Annotated in this window: 17 protein-coding genes and 1 tRNA gene; 14 read left to right on the top strand and 4 right to left on the bottom strand. The window is 63.3% G+C overall.

Features of this window, described 5'->3' with window-relative positions:
- Positions 1–67: 67 nt before the first annotated feature.
- Together plsY and NX780_RS13465 are read left to right on the top strand one after the other, a co-directional pair.
- Entirely contained in the window at positions 68–688 is a 621-nt protein-coding gene (plsY, locus tag NX780_RS13470; protein WP_258828378.1) for a glycerol-3-phosphate 1-O-acyltransferase PlsY, read from the top strand.
- Positions 689–803: 115 nt separating this feature from the next.
- Positions 804–1469: a DsbA family oxidoreductase gene (locus tag NX780_RS13465; protein ID WP_258828377.1), complete on the top strand. Its 666-nt coding sequence runs from the start codon at positions 804–806 to the stop codon at positions 1467–1469.
- Position 1470: 1 nt separating this feature from the next.
- Here NX780_RS13465 and NX780_RS13460 read toward each other — a convergent pair whose 3' ends face one another.
- The 3 genes from NX780_RS13460 to NX780_RS13450 form a co-directional block, all read right to left on the bottom strand.
- On the bottom strand, positions 1471–2316 hold the full coding sequence (locus NX780_RS13460) for an endonuclease/exonuclease/phosphatase family protein (protein WP_258828376.1): 846 nt from the start codon (positions 2314–2316) through the stop codon (positions 1471–1473).
- Positions 2317–2439: 123 nt separating this feature from the next.
- On the bottom strand, positions 2440–3477 hold the full coding sequence (tsaD, locus tag NX780_RS13455) for a tRNA (adenosine(37)-N6)-threonylcarbamoyltransferase complex transferase subunit TsaD (RefSeq protein WP_258828375.1): 1038 nt from the start codon (positions 3475–3477) through the stop codon (positions 2440–2442).
- A gap of 139 nt (positions 3478–3616) precedes the next feature.
- The gene (locus tag NX780_RS13450) at positions 3617–4675 is read right to left on the bottom strand and encodes a 3-deoxy-7-phosphoheptulonate synthase (protein WP_258828435.1); all 1059 of its coding nucleotides are present in this window, start codon (positions 4673–4675) and stop codon (positions 3617–3619) included.
- Positions 4676–4773: 98 nt separating this feature from the next.
- Here NX780_RS13450 and ybiB point away from each other — a divergent pair, with 98 nt between their 5' ends.
- From ybiB to NX780_RS13395, 11 genes are all read left to right on the top strand, one after another.
- Positions 4774–5733, top strand: a complete 960-nt coding sequence (gene ybiB, locus NX780_RS13445) for a DNA-binding protein YbiB (protein WP_258828374.1) — start codon at positions 4774–4776, stop codon at positions 5731–5733.
- Between the two features lie 461 nt (positions 5734–6194).
- On the top strand, positions 6195–6725 hold the full coding sequence (locus NX780_RS13440) for a DUF4402 domain-containing protein (protein ID WP_258828373.1): 531 nt from the start codon (positions 6195–6197) through the stop codon (positions 6723–6725).
- A gap of 30 nt (positions 6726–6755) precedes the next feature.
- Positions 6756–7250: a DUF4402 domain-containing protein gene (locus tag NX780_RS13435; RefSeq protein ID WP_258828372.1), complete on the top strand. Its 495-nt coding sequence runs from the start codon at positions 6756–6758 to the stop codon at positions 7248–7250.
- A gap of 7 nt (positions 7251–7257) precedes the next feature.
- On the top strand, positions 7258–8103 hold the full coding sequence (locus NX780_RS13430; RefSeq protein ID WP_258828371.1) for a fimbrial biogenesis chaperone: 846 nt from the start codon (positions 7258–7260) through the stop codon (positions 8101–8103).
- A gap of 73 nt (positions 8104–8176) precedes the next feature.
- Entirely contained in the window at positions 8177–10795 is a 2619-nt protein-coding gene (locus NX780_RS13425; RefSeq protein ID WP_258828370.1) for a carboxypeptidase-like regulatory domain-containing protein, read from the top strand.
- 60 nt (positions 10796–10855) lie between these two features.
- A complete protein-coding gene (locus NX780_RS13420) occupies positions 10856–12079 on the top strand; it encodes a BaiN/RdsA family NAD(P)/FAD-dependent oxidoreductase (protein WP_258828369.1) in 1224 nt (407 codons plus the stop codon).
- A 100-nt stretch (positions 12080–12179) separates the two neighbouring features.
- Positions 12180–12392, top strand: coding sequence for a 30S ribosomal protein S21 (rpsU, locus tag NX780_RS13415; RefSeq protein WP_005665410.1), 213 nt, complete (start codon positions 12180–12182; stop codon positions 12390–12392).
- 126 nt (positions 12393–12518) lie between these two features.
- Entirely contained in the window at positions 12519–12968 is a 450-nt protein-coding gene (locus NX780_RS13410) for a GatB/YqeY domain-containing protein (protein ID WP_258828368.1), read from the top strand.
- Between the two features lie 221 nt (positions 12969–13189).
- Positions 13190–14986 carry a DNA primase gene (gene dnaG / locus NX780_RS13405; RefSeq protein WP_258828367.1) on the top strand — a complete coding sequence of 599 codons (1797 nt, stop codon included), beginning with the start codon at positions 13190–13192 and terminating at the stop codon, positions 14984–14986.
- A gap of 228 nt (positions 14987–15214) precedes the next feature.
- Complete coding sequence (gene rpoD, locus NX780_RS13400) at positions 15215–17467, top strand: RNA polymerase sigma factor RpoD (RefSeq protein WP_370663611.1); 2253 nt, start codon at positions 15215–15217, stop codon at positions 17465–17467.
- A 122-nt stretch (positions 17468–17589) separates the two neighbouring features.
- Positions 17590–17668, top strand: a tRNA-Ile gene (locus tag NX780_RS13395).
- A 198-nt stretch (positions 17669–17866) separates the two neighbouring features.
- On the opposite strand, the gene NX780_RS13390 is transcribed toward NX780_RS13395, so the two are convergent.
- The gene (locus tag NX780_RS13390; RefSeq protein ID WP_258828365.1) at positions 17867–18745 is read right to left on the bottom strand and encodes a tyrosine-type recombinase/integrase; all 879 of its coding nucleotides are present in this window, start codon (positions 18743–18745) and stop codon (positions 17867–17869) included.
- A 279-nt stretch (positions 18746–19024) separates the two neighbouring features.
- On the opposite strand from NX780_RS13390, the gene NX780_RS13385 reads away from it, so the two are divergent.
- Complete coding sequence (locus NX780_RS13385; RefSeq protein ID WP_258828364.1) at positions 19025–21766, top strand: type VI secretion system Vgr family protein; 2742 nt, start codon at positions 19025–19027, stop codon at positions 21764–21766.
- The last annotated feature ends 1 nt before the right edge of the window (position 21767 follow it).

The raw sequence follows: 21767 nt of genomic DNA, 5'->3' as shown, positions 1-21767 counted from the left end.
TGTATAGTCCCGAGCGCCCGAGCATATGTACTTATAAGAACAAGCAAGAGACCACTAGAAAGACGTGATGAATACCCTGATCGCTACCATTGCCGCTTACCTGATCGGCTCGATTTCCTTCGCCGTTGTGATGAGCCGCGCCTTCGGCCTGTCCGACCCGCGCACCTACGGCTCCAAGAACCCGGGCGCCACCAATGTGCTGCGCAGCGGCAGCAAGAAGGCCGCGATCGCGACCCTGGTCGGCGATGCCGCCAAGGGCTGGCTCGCGGTCTGGCTGGCGGTCAAGTTCGGCCCGTCTTACGGCCTCGACGAGGGCGGCATCGCCCTGGTGGCCATCGCGGTCTTCCTGGGCCACCTGTGGCCGGTGTTCTTCCGCTTCGTGGGCGGCAAGGGCGTGGCGACGGCGCTCGGCGTGCTGTTGGGCATCAACGTCTGGCTCGGCCTGGCCACGCTCGCAACCTGGCTGATCGTCGCCTACGCCTTCCGCTATTCCTCGCTGGCGGCCCTGATCGCCTCGGTGTTCGCGCCCTTCTACTACGGCCTGCTGTTCGGCGCGGACGAGATCCTGTTCGCCGTCGTCGTGATGAGCGCGCTGCTTCTGTATCGCCATGGCGCGAACATCTCGAACCTGATCGCCGGCAAGGAATCGAAGATCGGCAGCAAGGCCAAGGGCGCTGCGAAGAAATAGCACCGCGGGTCCTGGCGCGCCGAAATAGCCGGCGCGCCACGTCAAAACGCACATCGCGTTACCATTACGCCACCTGGCACAGTCCGTGCCTGCAATGAATTGAAAGGTGGCATCAATGGCCAAGCAACTCAGGATCGACTTCGTGTCGGACGTCTCGTGCCCGTGGTGCGCGATCGGCTACAAGTCGCTGGAAACGGCGCTGCTGCGCATGGGCGGCGAAGTGACCGTCGACCTGCACTTCCAGCCCTTCGAACTGAACCCGAACATGGGCCCGGACGGCCAGGACATCGTCGAGCACATCACGGAAAAATACGGCGCCACGGCCGAGCAGCAGGCGAATAGCCGCGAGATGATCCGTCAGCGCGGAGCTAGCGTCGGTTTTACTTTCGACATGGAACGGCGCGGTCGCATCTACAACACCTTCGACGCCCACCGCCTGCTGTCCTGGGCCGAGGAGGAAGGCCAGCAGCGCGACCTGAAACTGGCGCTGTTCGAAGCCTATTTCACCCGCTGCGAAGACCCGAGCAACCATGACGTGCTGCTGCGCGCCGTCGAGCGCGTCGGCCTGGACCGCGACACCGCCGCCCAGATCCTGCAGTCCGACGCCTATGCCGACGAGGTGCGCGAACGCGAGCAGTTCTTCCAGCGCGCCGGCATCCACTCGGTGCCGGCCATCATCATCAACCAGCGCCACCTGATCTCGGGCGGCCAGCCGCCGGAAGTGTTCGAACAGGCCCTGCGCGACATCGCCGCGCGCGGCGACGCGCCCCAGCCTGGCTGACTCAGTTCAGGTCGAGCACGATCGGCTGGTGATCCGAGGCCGCGGTCTCGGACTGCACATCGACCGTGGCCACGCGCGGCGCCAGGTCTTCCGTGACGAAGAAATAGTCATAGCACTCTGGCCGTTCCGGCCAGGGGTAGCCGTGCAGGCCGGTGGTCGGCGCACGTGCGACCGTGCCGTGCGCCACCCGCCAGGCATCCTGGAAGACGGGCGCCCCGCCTTCCATCGGCGCCAGCAGCGCCGCATAATCTTCCGCGTCCGGCGCAAAATTGAAGTCGCCGCAGAGGATGGCGGACGCCGGCCGGAAGCCCAGCTGGTAGGGCGCGTCGAGGTTCGGGTCGGGCTGGAAGATGCGGGCCCGGCTGCTGGCTTCCATGTGCAGCTCGCGGATGCGGCGCACCTGCGCCATGCGCTGCAGCGGCGAGTAATACTCGAGGTGGGTTGTCATCAGGCGCAGCTTGCCGCTGGGCGCATCGATGACGGTTTCCATCAGGCCGCGCGGCATGCCGGCCGGATTGCCGGGGTCGGCAGGCCAGGGCAGCAGGTGGCGGTGCACCTGCGAGATGCGGTACTTCGAGAGAATCAGGTTGCCGAACAGGCGCGGCGAGTTGTTCTTGTAGAGTTCACTCGGGGCATGTTCCATCATGTGGTAGCCGCCGAAGGCGCCGCCCAGCTGCTTGAACTGGTTGGCGGTGGCGCCGCCATCCAGTTCCGAATGATTCGCCGCCACTTCCTGCAGGCAGACGACATCCGGATTCAGCCGGCGCAGGACGTCGATGATCGCATGGATGCGGATCCGTCCGTCCTTCCCACAGCCCCAGTGAATATTCCAACTTACAACGCGCATTGCACCTACCTCCGTAAAACTTTACCGCCGGATATTGCCACTGTTTGGCATGGGGCGGTCACACGGTAGGATCGATGTCAGGCTTGCAAGTTCAATTGTGCTAACAAGGTTTTCAGCAGAGAATCAGGCGGCTTCGAGCTCGTCGAGCGGCCAGCGCGGACGCACATTGAAGGCGTAATCGCGCTGCGCCAGCGCGGGATTGCGCTCCAGGCGCATGGCGCCGGCGAAGGCGATCATGGCGCCATTGTCGGTGCAGAATTCCAGTTCGGGATAGTAGACCTTGAACTTGCGTTTGGCGGCCGCCGCATTGAGCGATTCGCGCAGCTGGCGGTTGGCGCCGACGCCGCCCGCGATCACCAGGCGTTTCAGGCCCGTGTGCTTCAGCGCGTTCACGCACTTGGCGGTGAGCACCTCCACGATGGCGTCGACGAAACCGCGCGCGATGTTCGCCTTGTCCTGCTCGCAGATGTTCGCCACCGCCTCGTTGTGGTTCTTCACCACCGTCAGCACCGCCGTCTTCAGGCCCGAGAAGCTGAAGTTGAAATCCTTCGAGTGCAGCATCGGGCGCGGCAGGGTGTAGGCGCTTGGGTCGCCGAATTCGGCCAGGCGCGAGATCGCCGGGCCACCCGGATAACCGAGGCCGAGCAGCTTGGCCGACTTGTCGAAGGCTTCGCCGGCCGCATCGTCCAGCGTTTCGCCCAGCAGGGTGTAGCTGCCGACGCCATCCACGCGCATCAGCTGGGTATGGCCGCCCGAGACGAGGAGGGCGATGAAGGGGAATTCCGGGCGTTCGCTGGCCAGCAGGGGCGAGAGCAGGTGGCCTTCCAGGTGGTGCACGCCGAGCACCGGCTTGTCCAGGGCGAGGGCCAGCGAGCAGGCCACCGAGGAGCCGACCAGCAGGGCGCCCGCCAGGCCCGGGCCCTGGGTGTAGGCGATGGCGTCGATGTTCGATGCCGGGATGCCGGCGCGGCTCAGGACTTCCTCCAGCAGCGGCAGGGCGCGGCGGATGTGGTCGCGCGAGGCGAGTTCCGGCACCACGCCGCCATACTCTTCGTGCATGGCCACCTGCGAGTGCAGGGCATGGGACAGCAGGCCGCGCTCGGTGTCGTACAGAGCCAGGCCGGTTTCATCGCAGGAGGATTCGACGCCGAGGACAATCATGGGAGAGAAAGGTAAAGCGGAATCCGCCATTGTAGCGTAGGGTGGACGGCTTCGCCGTCCGCGCGTTCAGCCAGCGTAAGAATGGACGAAACGTCAATTCATGCGTGATTTGAACGCGCGGTCGGGAAACCCGACCACCCTACGGGCGTTGGAGCAATTCCGCGTGCGCGCTACGAAGCATCGCCTCGGTTTCTTCCCAGCCGATGCAGCCATCGGTCACCGAGCAACCGTACTTCAGTTGCGACAGGTCGGCCGGAATCGCCTGCGAACCGCTGACGATGTTCGATTCGATCATCACGCCCACCAGCGAGCCGTTGCCATGCTTGATCTGCTGGATCACGTCCGACATGACCAGCGGCTGCAGCTCCGGCTTCTTGTAGCTGTTCGCATGCGAGCAATCGACCACCAGGTTGGCCGGCAGGCCCGCCTTCTTGAGCGCCGCTTCGGCGATCGCCACCGACACCGAATCGTAGTTCGGGCGCCCGCCGCCGCCGCGCAGCACCACGTGGCCGTAGGCGTTGCCGCTGGTGCGGACGATCGACACATTGCCCTGGCCATTGATGCCGAGGAAGGCGTGCGGATTGGCGGAAGAAAGCACCGCATTGATCGCGATGCTGACGTCGCCGTCGGTGCCGTTCTTGAAGCCGACCGGGGTCGACAGGCCCGAGGACATTTCGCGGTGGGTCTGCGATTCGGTGGTCCGAGCGCCAATGGCGGTCCAGGCGATCAAATCGCCGAGGTATTGCGGCGAGATCGGGTCGAGCGCCTCGGTGGCGGTGGGCAGGCCCAGCTCGCAGACGTCGAGCAGGAAGCGGCGCGCGCGTTCCATGCCCACGTCGACGCGGAAGGAGTCGTCCATGAAGGGATCGTTGATATACCCCTTCCAGCCGGTGGTGGTGCGCGGCTTCTCGAAATACACGCGCATCACCAGCACCATCGTATCGGCCACCTCGGCCTGCAGCGCCTTCAGGCGGCGCGCATAATCCAGGCCCGCTTCCGGATCGTGGATCGAGCAGGGCCCGACGACCACGAAAAGGCGCTTGTCCTTGCGATCCAGGATATTGCGCAGCGTTTCGCGGCCGCCCATGACGGTGGCGAAGGCGCGGTCGGTGAGCGGCAGGGTGGCATGCAGTTCCGTCGGCGTCGGCATGCGCGCGAAGGAACTGACGTTGGTATTTTCGATGGCTGGGGTGTTGATCATGATGCGATAGTGTCTGATGGACGCTCCAGTGTAGACCGAAATTGCTGCAACTGCACATCAGGGCGCGATTTTTCAACGCGTTGTATGCTCATGCCATGGACAAGAATATCGATCGAATTGCCGCCGCGCCCTTCATCAAGGAAATCGGCCGCGGCGTGAAAGGCGCGCGCAGCATGTCGCGCGAAGATGCCAGGGCGCTGTATGCGGCCATGCTGGACGGCCGCGTCTCGGACCTGGAGCTCGGCGCCATCCTGCTGGCCATGCGCATCAAGGGCGAGTCCGTCGAGGAGCTGGCCGGTTTCATGGATGCGGCGGAACATTCCTTCGCTCCCTTGCCGGCGCCGCCAGGCCCGTATGCCCCGGTCCTGATCCCCAGCTACAACGGCGCGCGCAAGCTGGCCAACCTGACGCCGCTGCTGGCACTGCTGCTGGCGCGCGAGGGCGTGCCGACCCTGGTGCATGGCGTGCGCAACGATCCCGGGCGCATCACCACGGCCGAGATCCTGGCCGAACTGGGCCTGGCCGAGGCAGACACCTCGAACGACATCCTCGAGGCAATGGCGAGCGGCCGCCCGGCCTTCATCCCGATCGAACGCCTGGCCCCCGAGCTGGCGCATCAATTGTCGCTGCGCCGCATCCTGGGCGTGCGCAATTCCACCCACACCCTGGTCAAGATCCTGCAGCCTTTCGATGGGCCGGCCCTGCGCCTGGTCTCCTACACCCATCCCGAGTATCTCGAAACCCTGGCCGCCTACTTCACGACCGCCGCCCCAGCGGCGCGCGGCGACGCCTTCCTGATGCGCGGCACCGAAGGGGAGACCGTCGCCAATCCGCACCGTGCCCAGCAGATCGACTGGTTCCACGGCGGCGAGCGGACCTTGCTCGTCGAGCGCGATGCGCCGGCCGACGAGCTGGCCGAGGTGCCGGAGGCGCGCGACGCCGCCACCACCGCGGCCTGGATCGCCGCCGCCCTGCGCGGAGAAGCGCCGATTCCCCGTCCCATCACGGTCCAGGTCGCACACTGCCTGCGCGTGGCCCGGGCCTTGCGCCCCTGAGTCCACGGCGCATCGCCGCTTGCCGGGGCCGTCCTTGTGACGGCCTTTTTACTTTCAGTCGAGTACCTTCCGTTGGAAAGTAACAACAAGTAACGGCGGGGAACATATGTTTGTTCATTAATCAAAACACATCTTGTTCGAAACATATCAAGCGCGATATTTACGCAATATGCCCATAAATACACTGCATATGCCAAGAACTGCAGCTCATTGCTGACTGTACAGTTGTACAAACGCTTAGCAATTTCACAATTGCTGGCAAAAAGGGCAATTATTTTCTTACAGCAAGCTTTCAAATTCTCTGATTTTGCACAGAAAGCCGCTATCATTTTCTTGCAACATAGCAAAACGATACCGAGCGGCAACGAAGAGTGTGTCTTGCATGTCAACGTTGGAGCGCGGTTCGTCATAACAGTCCGGCGTCATCGACGCCGTCCGAAACACTCTGAAGGAAGACCAGAATGACCAAGCAATCCCGCACCTCCTACCTGACCCTCTCGGCCCTGGCCCTGGCTGTCGCCGCCGCCGCCGGCAGCGCCAGCGCTGCGGTCGCCACCGCGACCTCGACCAGCACCGTGGTCACCCCGATCACGATCAGCAAGAATGCCGACCTGTCCTTCGGCAGCTTCGCGCCGGGCGCCACGACCGGCACCGTCACCGTCAGCCCGAACGGCACCCGCGCCGTGAGCGGCGGCGTGGTCGCCCTGGGCAGCGGCGCAACCGCGGCCCAGTTCGCCGTGAGCGGCCAGGACGGTTCGACCTACTCGATCACCCTGGGCGGCTCGACCAGCCTGACCTCGGGCAGCGACACGATGACCTTCACCAGCATCAGCGACCTCACCGCCAGCGCCGCCACCAGCGGCAACGTCAGCGGCGGCACCCTGACCGGCGGCACCCAGACCATCTACGTCGGCGGCGTGCTGGACGTGGCCGCCAACCAGCCGTCCGGCACCTACACCGGCACGGTCACGGCCACCGTCGAGTACAACTGAGACTCGCCGGCTTCGGCATTGACCTGAACCATGCTGCTGCGCCGCCTCGCACTGCCGGCCGGCGCCGCCGTGCTGGCGGCGCTTGCGGCGCTGCTGCTGCTCGCGGCGCGCGACAGCGCCGCCCAGCAGCTCACGATCGGCAACCTGCGCGCGCTCGACTTCGGGCGCTTCGTGGCGGGCAGCGGCGGCGCCATCACCATCAGCCCGACGGGCTTGCGCTCGCGCACCGGCGGGGTGGTCCTGCTGAACTCGCCCAGCACCGGCCAGGCCATGTTCAGCATCGGCCGCAGCGGCAACGAGGAGGGCAAGGCCGTCGTCATCTCGCTGCCTCCGAACGGCAGCACGCTGCTCAGCAGCGGCAGCGCCAGCATGGCGGTGAACGCTTTCATGGTCGAGCCCGCCAGCCTGGTGAGCATACCGGCCGGCGGCGCCACGCTTTCGGTGGGTGCGACCCTCGTGGTGGCGCCTGACCAAGCGCCGGGCAATTACACCGGCACATTTTCTTTGATCGTCAATTACCAGTAGGTCCAGTATGTTTCGCCTTCCGCTCTTCCCCGCCTCCGTTCAGCGCGTGTTGCTCGCCAGTTTGCTCCTGCTGCTGGGCGCCTCGGCCCACGCCGAACTGATGCTGCATCCCACCCGCCTGGTATTCGACAAGAACACCCGCACCGCCCAGATCGAGTTGATCAACAACGGGACCAAGCCGGCCAGCTACCGCATCACGCTGGTCAACCGCCGCATGACCGAGGCCGGCCAGTTCGAGCCGGCCGACAGCGCCCAGGATGGCGAACGTTTTGCCGACAGCATGCTGCGCTACTCGCCGCGCCAGATCACCCTGCAACCGGGCACGGCCCAGACCGTGCGCGTCATGCTGCGTAAACCAGCCGAGCTGGCCGAGGGCGAATACCGCTCGCACCTGCTGTTAGACAAGCTGCCCGAGGTGGAAGGGAACGCCAGCATCGAGAACCGCAGCGACGGCAAGCAGATCGGCGTCATGATGAATGCCCTGGTGGGCGCCTCGGTGCCCGTCATCGTGCGCCATGGGAATGTCGCAGCGACCGTCAACCTGGCCGGCCTCGCCATCCAGAAGGATGCCGCACGCCGTCCGCTGCTGGCCCTGCGCTTCGAGCGCGAAGGCGACAGCTCGGTGTACGGCGACGTCAGCGTCACCTTCACGCCACGCGGCGGCAAGGCCCTCACCCTGGCCCAGGTCGGCGGCATCGCCGTCTATACGCCCAACCGCGTGCGCCAGGCCGCGCTGCCGCTGCAGCTGCCAAGCGGTGTTGCGCTCTCCGGCGGCACGCTGGAAGTCGCCTACCGTGACCGGCCGGAAGCGGGCGGCAAGCTGCTGGCCCAGGCCAGCCTCAGCCTGCCTTGAGCGGACGGGCGTTTCCTTGATTCTCTTCGGGTATTGACCGCCGCACCCCGAGTGCGACGCGGTCTTACGCAGCATGCGTGTTTGTAAAGCGGGATTCCTGGCCGTGGCCATGCTGCTGCCGGCCTGGCAGCCGGCCGGGGCCGCGCCGTCGACGCCGCCCGCCGCCCAGGATGCCAACCTGGTGCTGCTCGAAGTGCGGCTCGGCAACCAGGTCTTGTCCGATGCCGTGAACGGCTACGAGATCGGCAAGGACGTCTTCCTGCCGCTGGGGGAACTCTCGCGCCTGCTGACCCTGGCGATCCGCGTGACGCCGGGCGAAGGCAAGGCCAGCGGCTATATCCTGTCGGAAGAACGCGGTTTCAGCCTGGACGTGCCCGGCCGCGTGGCCGAGATCGCCGGCAAGCGCGAGGAGCTCGACCGGGCCCAGTTCAAGCTGCAGCCGGACGAGATCTATGTGGCGAGCCGGCTGCTGGCGCGCTGGCTGCCGGTCGACCTCGACCTGGACATGCCGAGCCTGGCCCTCAAGGTCCGCCCGCGCGAACAACTGCCGCTGCAATCCAGGCTGGCGCGGCGCCAGCGCGGCAGCCTGCCGGGCATGCCGGGCGGCTATGTCGACCCCGGCTATCCGCGCCTGGCCACGCCCTACCGCCTGGTCGACACGCCCTTCATCGACCAGACCATTGGCCTGCTCGGCAACCGCCAGGGCGGCCGGCGCCAGACGGAAGCCAGCTACACCGGCTACCTGACCACCGACCTGCTCGGCATGGAAGCGGCCCTGTACGCCAGCCGCAACCGCCACGACCCCTCGGCCGGCGTACGCCTGACCTTGGGGCGCCACGACCCCGATGGCGGCCTGCTCGGTCCGCTGCAGGCGCGCACGGCCCTGTTCGGCAGCGTGCCCCTGCCGGGCATGCCGAACGTCGCGCCCAGCAGCCCGACCGGCAATGGCCTGCTGTTGAGCAACCGGCCGCTCAACCAGCCCACCAGTTTCGACCGCCACACCCTGCAGGGGCCGCTGCCGCCGGGCTGGGATGTCGAGCTCTACTACAACGAGGCCCTGGTCGGCTTCCAGCAGTCGCGGCCGGACGGCAAGTACAGCTTCGAGGACCAGCCGCTGGCCTATGGGCCCAATGAATTCCGCCTGGTCTTTCACGGCCCGCTGGGGCAATTGCGCGTGGAACGGCAGAGCTTCCTGCTGGAACAATCCGCCGTGCCGCGCGGCGCCCTCTACTACGACCTCGGCGCGCACCGCGACGTGCGCGGCCGCGAGCACGCGCTGGCCCAGTTCGAATGGGGCCTGGGCGAGCGCTTCAATGCGGTGGGCGGCTGGCAGCGCGTGCCCCTGTTCGACGGCAGCCGGCGCGATTATGCCAATCTCGGTCTGCGCGCCTACTGGAATGGCCTGATCGCGACGGGCGACGCGGTCCGCGCCGACGATGGAGGCACCCTGGCCCAGCTGGGCCTGAAGACCCGGCTCGGCAATGTCGCCCTGTCGGCCACCCATGCGAGGCTGAACGATTTCAGCAGCGATTTCTTCTCGAAGTCGGCCGACCCGGTGCGTAGCCGCAGCGAGGTGCGGGCCGAGGGCGTGGCCTCGCTCGGCACCCAATATTTCCCGCTGGCGCTGCAGCTGCGCCAGGACCGGCTCGCCTCCGGCGCGCGCAATACCGATGTCACGGGCCGGGTCTCGGCCTACCGCAACGGCACCGCTCTTACCAATGCGCTGCGCTGGCAGTCTTTGGGCGGCAAGGAGGCGGCGGACGGCATGTTCCAGGTGAGCCGCCGCGTGGCAGGCATCGGCCTCAACGGGCAGCTGCAGTACACCCTGTCGCCCGACACCTCCCTGGGCAGCGCGGCCATATCAGGCGACTATTACCTGAGTGATGGTTACTTGCTGAATCTTGGCCTGACGCGCATGTTCCAGAACCGCGAGCTGCGTCTCCATGGCGCGCTGAACAAGAGCCTGGGCAGCTACGGGCTCGGCATCAACGGCTTCTATTCGAATCGCGGCGACTACGGCCTGGGCCTGCAATTCTTCATGGCCATGGGCCTGGAGCCACGCAGCCGCCGCCTGATGCTCGATGCCCAGCCGATGGCGAACATGGGCGCGGCCTCGGTACGCGTCTACCTCGACAAGGACCTGAACGGCAGGCTCGACGGGGCGGACGAGGCCATCCCCGGCGCCGGCTTCACTGTCAACGGCGCCAACTACGCGCTGCGCACCGGCCCGGACGGCATCGCCTACCTGCCACGCCTGCCTGCCCACCAGCACACCGACATTGCCGTGGATCCGAACACGCTCGACGATCCGCAATGGCAGCCGAAGGTGGCGGGCCTGCGCGTGGTGCCGCGGCCGGGCCGGGTCAGCGAGCTGGAGTTCGCCGTGAACCTGACGGGGGAGGTCGACGGCACCACCTACCTGTATGCGGACGGTGCCCGGCGGGCGATCGGCGACCTGCAGCTGGAACTGGTGGACATGTCGCGCCAGGTCGTGGCCACGATGACGAGCGCGGCGGACGGCTACTTCGTGATCACCGGGATCTTCCCGGGCGACTACTTCCTGCGCATTTCGCGGGAGCAACTGAAGCGCCTGGGGCTGACGGATAACGGCATGCACCTGATCACCATCGACAAGGACGGAACGATCCTGAACGGCCGCGACCTCGATGTGCGGGCGCAAGACGAAGCCTAGCGCTCCCATCGGCCGGCACAGTACAATGTCCGGTTTGGCGAATCGCGGAGCAGTGCAGGCATGGCAAAACAGTATGATGTGGCAGTAATCGGCGCGGGCGCGGCCGGCATGATGTGCGCGGCCGTGGCAAGCGCGCGCGGCAAGCGCGTGGTGCTGCTCGACCATGCCAGCCGCCTGGCCGAGAAGATCCGCATCTCGGGCGGCGGGCGCTGCAATTTCACCAACGTCAATGCCGGCCCGGCTAACTTCCTGTCCGAGAACCCGAACTTCTGCCGCAGCGCCCTGTCGCGCTACACCCCGCAGGATTTCCTTGCCCTCGTGAAGAAGCACCGCATCGCTTACCACGAGAAGCACAAGGGCCAACTGTTCTGCGACGATTCTTCCGAGCAGATCATTCAGATGCTGCGCGCCGAATGCCAGCAGGGCGACGTCGCCTGGCGCATGCCCTGCAAGATCGGCGCGATCGAGAAAACCGGCACGGGTTTCCTGGTGACGGCGGAAGGCGGCGACATCAGTTGCGACAGCCTGGTCATTGCAACCGGCGGCCTGTCGATCCCGAAGATCGGCGCGACCGACCTCGGTTACCGCATCGCCAGGCAGTTCGACATGCAGATCGTCGAGCCGCGCCCCGGCCTGGTGCCGCTGACCTTCGACGGTCCCAGTTGGGAAGCGTTCGCCCCGCTGGCCGGCATCGCGCTCGAAGTCGACGTCAGCACCGGCGGCGGCAAGGGCAAAGGGAAGGGCGGCAAGGGCAAGAGTGGCGGTCATTTCCGCGAAGACCTGCTGTTCACCCACCGCGGCCTGTCCGGCCCGGCGATCCTGCAGATCTCGAGCTACTGGCAGCCGGGCACGCCGATCGTGCTCGACCTGCTGCCGGAGATGGATGTCGCGGAAGAGTTGATCTCCTCGAAGACCACGGTCAAGAAGCAGCTCGGCAATGTGCTGGCCCAATGGCTGCCGGCGCGCCTGGCCGATGGCCTCTTGACCGCCAATGGCTTCGCGCCGGATGCGCGCCTGGCGGACATGGCCGACGCGAAACTGCGCAAGCTGGGCGACGCCATCAACCGCTGGGCCATCGTCCCGATCGGTTCGGAAGGTTATAAAAAGGCCGAGGTGACCCTGGGCGGCGTGGACACGCGCGAACTGTCCCAGCAAACCATGATGGCGAATAAGGTGCCGGGGCTGTACTTCATCGGCGAGACCGTCGACGTGACCGGCTGGCTGGGCGGCTACAATTTCCAGTGGGCCTGGGCCTCGGGCTGTGCCGCCGGGACGAGCGTTTGATTGCTGTGGCAATTGTGGAACAAGTTGATAAAACCTTCCACTGAACGGTAAATGGTGCTAGAATTTCGTTCTTCCCTAAATCCAACGGTTTGATTTTTACATGACCACTATCCGCCTTAAAGAAAACGAGCCGTTCGAAGTCGCTATGCGTCGCTTCAAGCGCACTATCGAAAAAACCGGTCTGCTGACTGAACTGCGCGCTCGCGAGTTCTACGAAAAGCCAACTGCAGAGCGCAAGCGCAAGCTGGCTGCCGCAGTGAAGCGTCACTACAAGCGTATCCGCAGCCAACAGCTGCCGAAGAAGCTGTACTAATCAGACTGCATTGACGGCTTGGCCGGTGACAGCATTGTCCCGGCGAGCCGCTGAGCGTCCGCAAGCCCGCTCCGGTTGTTACCGCGGCGGGTTTTGTCGTTTATACCAATCGAATACGGAGAAGCCATGAGCCTGAAAGCACAAATCACCGAGGACATGAAAGCCGCAATGCGCGCCAAGGAAAGCGCCCGCCTGGCCACCATCCGCCTGATCCTCGCCGAGATCAAGCGCAAGGAAGTGGACGAGCAGATCGAACTGGACGATGCCCAGACCCTGGCCATCGTCGAGAAGATGATCAAGCAGCGCAAGGATTCGATCACCCAGTTCGAAGCCGGCGGCCGCGCCGACCTGGCCGAGATCGAGAAGGGCGAGCTGGCGATCCTGTCGGCCTATATGCCTGCCGGCCTGTCGGACGAGGAAGTCGCTGCCGAGGTGAAGGCCGCCGTGGCCTCCACGGGCGCTGCCGGTCCACAGGACATGGGCAAGGTGATGGGCGTGCTCAAGCCGAAACTGGCGGGGCGTGCGGATATGACGGTGGTGTCGGGTCTGGTCAAGAAGGCGCTGACCGGCGGCTGATCTTCGGTTGGCTGGACGTCGGCGGAGGACCGCCCACCCTACAAAAGCGGTTTAACGTAGGGTGGTCGGCTTTGCCGACCGCGCGTTCAACCGGCTGGAAAAGGTCCCGCGATGCCTGGGCCCCACAAGCAACCCCATCCACGCGCCTGTCTTGTCATAAATCAACTTGCAGTCAGCGCTGCGGTATAGTCTGAGTTGAGACAAACACTGAGTACCTCCTAGTGATTCCGCAATCATTCATTACCGATTTGCTCAATCGTGTCGACATCGTCGATGTCGTCGGCCGCTACGTCCAGCTGAAAAAGGGCGGGGCCAACTACATGGGCCTGTGCCCATTCCATAACGAAAAATCCCCCAGCTTCACGGTCAGCCCGACCAAGCAGTTCTACCACTGCTTCGGCTGCGGCGCCCACGGCACGGCGATCGGCTTCCTGATCGAATACTCGGGCATGGGTTTCGTCGACGCCGTCAAGGACCTGGCCCAGAACGTGGGCATGGTGGTGCCTGACCAGGACGACAAGATCCCGCCCCAGCAGCGCGCCGCCCAGCAGGCCCAGGCGCTGGCGATGACGGATGCGCTGACCCAGGCCTGCGCCTACTACCGCGCCCAGCTGCGCGAGGCGCCGAACGCCATCGCCTACCTGAAGAACCGCGGCCTGACCGGCGAAGTGGCCGCCCGCTTCGGCATGGGCTACGCTCCCGGCGGCTGGGATAACCTGCGCTCGGTCTTCCCCGACTACGACGCCCTGGCCCTGGTCGATTCCGGCCTGGTGATCGACAAGGTCGACGAGGACGGCAACAACAAGAAACGCTACGACCGCTTCCGCGAACGGGTCATGTTCCCGATTCGCAATACCAAAGGGCAGGTGATCGGCTTCGGCGGCCGCGTGCTCGACGGTGGCGAACCGAAATACCTGAACTCGCCGGAAACCCCGCTGTTCCAGAAAGGCCTGGAACTCTACGGCCTCTTCGAGGCAAGGCAGGCGATCCGCGACGTCGGCTACGTGCTCGTGACCGAAGGCTATATGGACGTGGTCGCCCTGGCCCAGCTCGGCTTCCCCCAGGCCGTCGCCACGCTCGGCACCGCCTGCACCAGCACCCACGTGCAAAAGCTGCTGCGCCAGACCGACACCGTGATCTTCAGCTTCGACGGCGACAAGGCCGGCCGCCGCGCCGCGCGCCGCGCGCTGGAGGCCTGCCTGCCGCAGGTGACGGACGACAAGACCATCAAGTTCCTGTTCCTGCCGCAGGAGCACGACCCGGACAGTTTTGTGCGCGAACGGGGCTTTGATGCCTTCGAGCAGGAAATCCAGGATGCGATGCCGCTGTCCCAGTTCCTGCTGCGCGAGGTGACCACCGAGCACGACCTGGAAACCCCGGAAGGCCGCGCCCACGCCCAGCACGAGGCCAAGCCCATGCTGCAGGCGATGGCGCCGACCAGCCTGCGCCTGCAGATCGTGCGCGGCCTGGCCAGCCTCACGGAATCGACGCCGGCCGAGATCGAATCGCTGTTTGAACTGTCTAAGCCGGTATCGGTAGCGCGCCGGGCTCCGCCGCGCCAGGGCCGGCCCAAGCCGGTGGGGCTGGAACTGCAGATGCTGCGCATCCTGGTCTCGCACCCGCACCTGGCGCTGCTGCTCGACGACACCGCCCAGCAGTCCTTCGACTATTTCGGCCAGGAAGCGGCAGACAGCCTGCGCCACCTGGTCGGCATGGCCCAGGCGCTGGGCGAGCACGGCACGTTCGCTGCCTTGTCACAGCAATTAAAAGAAGTGACGACAGAATACGACAGTCTGATTGCGGAAATCGCAGCCGAGCCGGAGTCGGACGTTGATGCAGATCGCATCTGGCTGTTAAGCGCAGTGCGTCAAATCAAGATGGATGCGTTAAAACAGGAGCTTAACCAGTTGTTTTCTTCGGGCCTGACCCCAGATCAGGTAAGTGCTCGCTATCGCGAAATTACTGCCCAGCAGGACCTCTTGGCCCGCGAAGCGGCAGCAGACATGGCGCCCCGGTAATCAAGGCAATCAAGCACATGTGTGTACATTTGTGCAACTTGGAAAAATAGGGGTGCGTGCTATAATAAAACGCTAACTATTGCAACCTTTGAAACCATTTTTTGTTTCAATCGGGGCGTGGAGTTTCAGTTAGCGAGGCAACAGATTGTTGCCTGCAGGGTGATGTAAGGTAACAAAACTTTATCTTTAACCATCGTAAAGTTAGTCGTTGTGACTTCGAAAGCGCCTGTGCCAACCAAGAAACCCGAAACCAAAGTGGCTGCAAAAACCACGAGAGCGTCCGCCAAGGCGGACAAAGGTCAAGACAAGGCCGAGGTTCGTACCGCGAGCCCGGCGCCTGTCAGCCAGACGACCGATGCGGCAGCACTGGCCGCGATCGATACGTCCGGCTACGTCCTGCCTTCCGTCAAGGTGCCGGGACGCCGTGGTCGCAAGCCGAAAGAATTCACCCCCGAGAACGACGAGATCGCCGCGCTGAACGCGGTCGAGCGCGCCGAACTGAAAGCCGCGGACAAGGCCAAGGCCAAGGACCGCAAGGCCAAGGAAAAAGCGCTGCTGAAAGACGCCTTCTCGTCGGATACCGAAGCGAGCGAGGAAGAGCTCGAGATTCGCCGTAACAAGCTCAAGGCCCTGATCAAGTCGGGCAAGGAGCGCGGCTTCCTCACCTACTCGGAAATCAACGACCACCTGCCGGACAACATCGTCGATCCGGAAGCGATCGAAGGCATCATCGGCACCTTCAACGACATGGGCATCGCCGTCTACGAGCACGCCCCTGACGCCGAAACGCTGCTGCTGTCCGATAGTGTTCCGAACGTCACCAGCGACGACGAGGCCGAAGCGGCTGCCGAAGCGGCCCTGTCGACCGTCGACTCCGACTTCGGCCGCACCACCGACCCGGTCCGCATGTACATGCGCGAAATGGGCTCGGTCGAGCTGCTCACCCGCGAAGGCGAGATCGAGATCGCCAAGCGCATCGAGGATGGCCTGAAGGACATGATCCAGGCAATCTCCGCCTGCCCGGTGACCATCGCCGAGATCATCGACGCCGCCGCCAAGATCGAGAAGGACGAGATCAAGATCGACGAGATCGTCGACGGCATGGTCGACCCGGACGAAGACGAGCAGACCTCGCCGACGGCCGTCGCCCCGACCTCGACCGACGACGAGGATGAGGACGAGGACGAAGAGGAAGAAGCCGAAGAGGAAGAAGAGGAAGCATCCGGCGGTTCCGCCGCGGCCGGCTACTCGGCCGAGCAGCTGGAAGCCCTGAAGGCCGCCGCGCTCGAAAAGTTCGACCAGATCGCCCAGCAATTCGACAAGATGCGCAAGGCCTTCGAGAAGGACGGCTACAACTCCAAGGCCTACGTCAAGGCGCAGGAAGCGATCTCCAACGAGCTGCTGGGCATCCGCTTCACGGCAAAGGTGGTCGAGAAACTGTGCGACACCCTGCGCGGCCAGGTGGACGAGGTGCGCCACATCGAGAAGCAGATCCTCGACGTCGCCGTGAACCGCTGCGGCATGCCGCGCGCCCACTTCATCAAGGTCTTCCCCGGCAACGAGACGAACCTGGAATGGGTCGACGGCGAAGTCAACGCCGGCCACGCCTACAGCGCCATCCTGGGCCGTAATATCCCGACGATCAAGGAACTGCAGCAACGCCTGATCGACCTGCAAGCGCGCGTCGTGCTGCCGCTGCCGGACCTGCGCAACATCAACCGCCAGATGGCGGCCGGTGAAATGAAGGCCCGCAAGGCCAAGCGCGAGATGACCGAGGCCAACCTGCGTCTCGTGATCTCGATCGCCAAGAAGTACACGAACCGCGGCTTGCAGTTCCTGGACCTGATCCAGGAAGGCAATATCGGCCTGATGAAGGCGGTGGACAAGTTCGAATACCGTCGCGGCTACAAGTTCTCGACGTACGCGACGTGGTGGATCCGCCAGGCCATCACCCGTTCGATCGCGGACCAGGCGCGCACGATCCGTATTCCGGTGCACATGATCGAAACGATCAACAAGATGAACCGGATCTCGCGCCAGATCCTGCAGGAGACCGGCGCCGAACCGGATCCGGCAACCCTCGCCATCAAGATGGAGATGCCGGAAGATAAGATTCGCAAGATCATGAAGATCGCGAAGGAACCGATTTCGATGGAGACGCCGATCGGCGACGACGACGATTCGCACCTGGGCGATTTTATCGAGGACAACAACACGCTGGCGCCGTCGGATGCGGCCCTGCATGCCTCGATGCGCGGTGTGGTGAAGGACGTGCTGGATTCGCTGACCCCGCGCGAAGCCAAGGTGCTGCGCATGCGCTTCGGTATCGAGATGTCCACGGACCACACGCTGGAAGAGGTCGGCAAGCAGTTCGACGTCACCCGCGAGCGTATCCGCCAGATCGAAGCGAAGGCCCTGCGCAAGCTGCGTCACCCGTCGCGGTCGGACAAGCTGAAGAGTTTCCTCGAAGGCAGCTCCTGATCGTTGTAGTCTGAGCTTGACGTACCTGCACTAAAAGCAATATCCTCTCGCCACTCTGCTTCACGGTACCGCACCGGTGGAAGCGGGTGGCGAGATCACTTCTAGCCACTGCCCCGATTTCTGGGCCTCTAGCTCATGCTTGGTTAGAGCAGCGGACTCATAATCCGTTGGTGCCCGGTTCGACTCCGGGGAGGCCTACCAATATTTCTCATGCTGAATCAAGGGGTTGCGGTGTTGCGTAGTCCCTTTTTTGTTAGCCCTGCAAAACGGCACTGTGACGTAGTTGTGTCGTGCAGTAGGGAATCGATCACCGCTGCGTTACGCGCCATCTGCGCGGGCGCCAGATGCGCGTGCCGCCGTACCATCTCCGCCGACTTCCACCCACCCATTTCCTGCAAGTCATACAAGGGGGGGGCCGTGCTGGACCAGCCAGCTGGCCCAAGTGTGGCACAGGTCGTGCCAGCGAAAGTTCTCGATCCCCGCCCGTGCTAGGGCCCTACGCCAGCCGCGGGTATTGACCCATTTGATGGGCTTCCGTCGATAGGTGAAGACCCGCTCCGGGTGGTTGCCGCGCTGGCGCTGCAAGACCGCGAGGGCCAGGTCGTTGAGCGACACATGCAGGTCGTCGCCGTTCTTCACATCCTCTCCAGAGATCCATGCCGTGCGGCGCTCCAGGTCGACCTGCGACCAGCACAGGCCGGTCACGTTGCCTTGACGAAGCCCCGTGGCCAGCGCGAACAGGACCATGTCGCGCTGGTGTTCCTGCAGCTCATCGAGAAGTGTCCGTGTTTGCTCCGGCGTGATCCAGCGCACCCGACGCTTGGGCTCCCTGTAGAGCTTTACCTTCGGCGCCTTATCGATCCATTCCCACTCATCGCAGGCCCGGCGCAGGATTGCGCGGATGAGGGCCAAGTGGCGGTTGGCGGTCGCAGCGCTGGCTTGGGACCGCTTGCGCGCCCCGATTCCTGCAACCACGTCATGCGTCACTTCTGTTAGCAATTTCCCCCCTAGATACTGCTCCAACCAGCGCAGCTTGAGCACATCGTCATGGTGCGTGCGCTTGTGGGACGTCTCCTCGAGCCATTTCGCTGCCGCCTCATCCCATGTGTACTGCCGCCGCTCTCTCAACCGATCAACCCGCCAACTCTCTGCCTTGAGCCGGTCGTGAAGCTCCTGCGCTTCCAGCTTATTGCCCGTGTCGGCAGAGTGCCTGATGAGTTCCCCCGACGCCGTAGTGAAATCGATCCACCACATGTTGTCGCGTTTGTAAAGTGACATGGTCAATACTCCTGTTCGATGTCACTTGCGACGCTTGCCAATTCCTACAGTAGCTTAGATTTTTTCACCTGCAAAGCGACTTCGGTTGACCGGACCTAGGCAGGTTCTTCCATGGTGACAGCAAGCCAAGACTTTGCGCCACTGAGATTGCGTCAAGTCAAGTTTTGGTTCTACGTAAGATCTACGATCGAGCTTTACGCGACTGCTTCAGGGAAATTCAAGCACGCCATCAGCGCGGTTTATTGCCCAGTCCCTAATTATCTTCGCGGAGTTACTCACGTGATTCTCGATAAAGTACCCTTCAGTGTTTCCAGCCTGACTGAAGCGAATCGTCCTATCCGGCTGCGCCTTGCGACGAAAGACGGGGTGGTTGACGATTTGCTGCTGGTGAAGCACGTGAGTGGCATTGAGACAATGTGTGGCGGCATCGAATATTCACTGCTGTGTGTCTCTCATTCGGTAGGCATGGAACTGAAGCAATTCGTCGCCAATCCTGTTGAGTTGCAGTTCGTGACTGCTTCAGGCGGACTACGCACTGTATGTGGCATCGTCGGTAGTGTCGCGGAAGGACAAAGCGACGGTGGGCTTGCCACTTACCAGCTTGTGGTTCGTGATGCGTTCTCGTTGCTGGGGGAAGCTTGCAACACCCGTGTATTCCGCAACGTCAACGAAGTCGATATCACGCACACCGTCTTGCGGGAGTGGTGCTACGCCAATCCGGTTGCTGCGCGTGCGTTTCGCTATGAACTAGACAACTTGAAGAAATACCCATCGCGCGAATTCACGATGCAGTACAACGAATCGAATGAGGCGTTCCTACGCCGCCTTTGGAAACGACGGGGTATCGGATGGTTTATTGAGGCTGGGAAGGCTACTGGCCAGGGCAGCAACGAAACACCAGTTCACACGCTTGTATTGTTCGACGATCCAGCGTCCATCAAGGAGAATGCGGCGGGTCCAGCACGCTACCATCGAGACCACGCTACGGAAGAACGCGACAGTATCACTGCCTGGCATGCAGTGCGGAAGCTGACCGCTGGCCGCGTTAGCCGGCACAGCTGGGATTATGCACAGGCCTGGTCGATGAGCGGCGAGGAGACGAGCCTGAATGACCAGGGCCAGCTCGGCAACCAGTTTGCCGCTACTTTAGACGAGTATCTTGTCGACTCTCCACACGCCGGTGATGATGCCCGAGACTACCGTTCGCTAGTACTGCTGCGCATGCAGCGAAAGGAATACGAAGCCAAATTCTTCCAAGGAGAGAGCGGTGATCGCGAGATGCGAGTCGGCCAATGGCGGCGCGTGGACGGCCATCCTGAGATTGACGTCCACCCACCGCACGACCGGGAATTCGTGTGCACCGAACTGCATGTCAAAGCTGAAAACAATCTTCCGAAGACGTTGGACGATCAGGTTCACCGACTGTTTGCCCTGAATCACTGGGACAACGAACGTGCGGGACTACTCAGGGCTAACGACGAACGCGGCATGCGTTACACGAACCGTTTTACATGCGTGCGACGAGGAATTCCGATTGTGCCCGCTTATGATGCACGCACTGAACTGCCTCGCACGGAACCGCAAACAGCGATCGTCGTAGGTCCCACTAATCACGAGATCCATTGCGATGCGATGGGGCGGGTTAAAGTCCGCTTTCCCGCATGCCGGCCGCAAGACCATGAGCATGCACAAGGGGCTGGGGCATCGGACAGTGATCGCGACTCGGCCTGGATTCGCGTTGCCTCGGGGTGGGCAAGTAACAGGTATGGCGCGATTTCCCTGCCGCGCGTGGGCGACGAAGTCCTTGTTATTTTTCTTGGGGGCGATCCTGACAAGCCGTTGATCATCGGGAGCGTCCACGGAGCTAACACGCCACCGCCAGCCTTCAGCCATATCAGCCGCCTACCTGGTGACAAACATCTGTCTGGGATCGTCAGCAAGGAGGGAAGTTCGTGCCGCTCCAACCAACTGCGAATGGATGACACGCCCGGGCAGATCAGTGCTCAACTGGAGAGCGAACACGGACATAGCCAACTCAACTTGGGCTACCTGACCCATCCGCGGCACGAGGGTAAGGCCGACCCGCGTGGCGAAGGGGCTGAGCTACGTACGGACGCTGCATTGTCGCTGCGAGGACAGGGCGTACTCATTAGTGCAGACGCGTCATTACGAGCCGCAGGGCGCCAGCTCGATCGAGACGGGCTATCTGGTTTGGCCGAAGCGCTCGTCAACATACAAAAACAGGTCGCCGAACTGGCAAAGACTCATGAGAGCGACGCTGCGACCGATGAGTCGCTTGCACAGGTGTGCGGCCACCTGAAGCAATGGGAGCAGGGCAGTAACACCGCTGGAGGTATGGCAGGGGCAGCGGGAGGTCAACCAATTGTCGCGGTCGAAGCGCCGGCTGGCATGCTACTAGGCAGCCGGGCTGGGATTTCGATGGGAGCTCAGACAAATGTGGATGTCGTCAGTGTTGGAAACACGCAAGTTTCGTCAGGACGAAAGCTGATCCTTCATGCGTTGCATAGCATCAGTATCTTTGCTCATGCGCTCGGAGCAAAGCTCACTGCTGCCAAGGGCAAGGTCGAGGTCCAAGCACATGAAGACAATGTCGAGATTACCTCGGCAAAACGCATTGTCCTTGTCGCGTCCGAGGAAATTGCCATGCAGGCACCGAAGATCACTCTGGTCTCTAGAGGGGCGCAGGCGGCATTTGGCGGTGGTGGTATTACCCAGCAATGCACTGGCAGCTTCTTGGTCAAGTCTGCCAAGGCCGAGTTTCCCGGTGCCGGCGATGGCGAGCCAATCGCTATGCGACTGCCAGAGAGCGAGGTAGCACACGACCAGCGAGTCCGAATAGTTGACCTGACGACCGGCGAGCCGCTGGCCAACCAGCGCTATCGAGCGACGATGGAAGATGGTCAGATCCTGGAAGGTATGACCGACGCTGAAGGCGTGACGCAAGTATTCAAATCTGAGATCCCGTTCGGTCATTTCACTATCGAGGCGCTCTACGACTAAT

It is taken from the genome of Massilia agri (assembly GCF_024753255.1).
GTDB lineage: Bacteria > Pseudomonadota > Gammaproteobacteria > Burkholderiales > Burkholderiaceae_D > Telluria > Telluria agri.
The sequence above is the reverse complement of the archived record's forward strand: the minus strand, read 5'-3'. Positions and strand labels throughout refer to the sequence as shown.

What these genes read in the sequence shown, in the direction of transcription:
- rpsU (WP_005665410.1), top strand. Translation starts at nt 12,180, where the DNA reads ATGACCACTATCCGCCTTAAAGAAAACGAGCCGTTCGAAGTCGCTATG.
- NX780_RS13435 (WP_258828372.1), top strand. Translation starts at nt 6,756, where the DNA reads ATGCTGCTGCGCCGCCTCGCACTGCCGGCCGGCGCCGCCGTGCTGGCG.
- NX780_RS13440 (WP_258828373.1), top strand. Translation starts at nt 6,195, where the DNA reads ATGACCAAGCAATCCCGCACCTCCTACCTGACCCTCTCGGCCCTGGCC.
- NX780_RS13425 (WP_258828370.1), top strand. Translation starts at nt 8,177, where the DNA reads ATGCGTGTTTGTAAAGCGGGATTCCTGGCCGTGGCCATGCTGCTGCCG.
- NX780_RS13390 (WP_258828365.1), bottom strand. Translation starts at nt 18,745, where the DNA reads ATGTCACTTTACAAACGCGACAACATGTGGTGGATCGATTTCACTACG.
- NX780_RS13465 (WP_258828377.1), top strand. Translation starts at nt 804, where the DNA reads ATGGCCAAGCAACTCAGGATCGACTTCGTGTCGGACGTCTCGTGCCCG.
- NX780_RS13460 (WP_258828376.1), bottom strand. Translation starts at nt 2,316, where the DNA reads ATGCGCGTTGTAAGTTGGAATATTCACTGGGGCTGTGGGAAGGACGGA.
- NX780_RS13430 (WP_258828371.1), top strand. Translation starts at nt 7,258, where the DNA reads ATGTTTCGCCTTCCGCTCTTCCCCGCCTCCGTTCAGCGCGTGTTGCTC.
- plsY (WP_258828378.1), top strand. Translation starts at nt 68, where the DNA reads ATGAATACCCTGATCGCTACCATTGCCGCTTACCTGATCGGCTCGATT.
- tsaD (WP_258828375.1), bottom strand. Translation starts at nt 3,477, where the DNA reads ATGATTGTCCTCGGCGTCGAATCCTCCTGCGATGAAACCGGCCTGGCT.
- NX780_RS13410 (WP_258828368.1), top strand. Translation starts at nt 12,519, where the DNA reads ATGAGCCTGAAAGCACAAATCACCGAGGACATGAAAGCCGCAATGCGC.
- ybiB (WP_258828374.1), top strand. Translation starts at nt 4,774, where the DNA reads ATGGACAAGAATATCGATCGAATTGCCGCCGCGCCCTTCATCAAGGAA.
- NX780_RS13420 (WP_258828369.1), top strand. Translation starts at nt 10,856, where the DNA reads ATGGCAAAACAGTATGATGTGGCAGTAATCGGCGCGGGCGCGGCCGGC.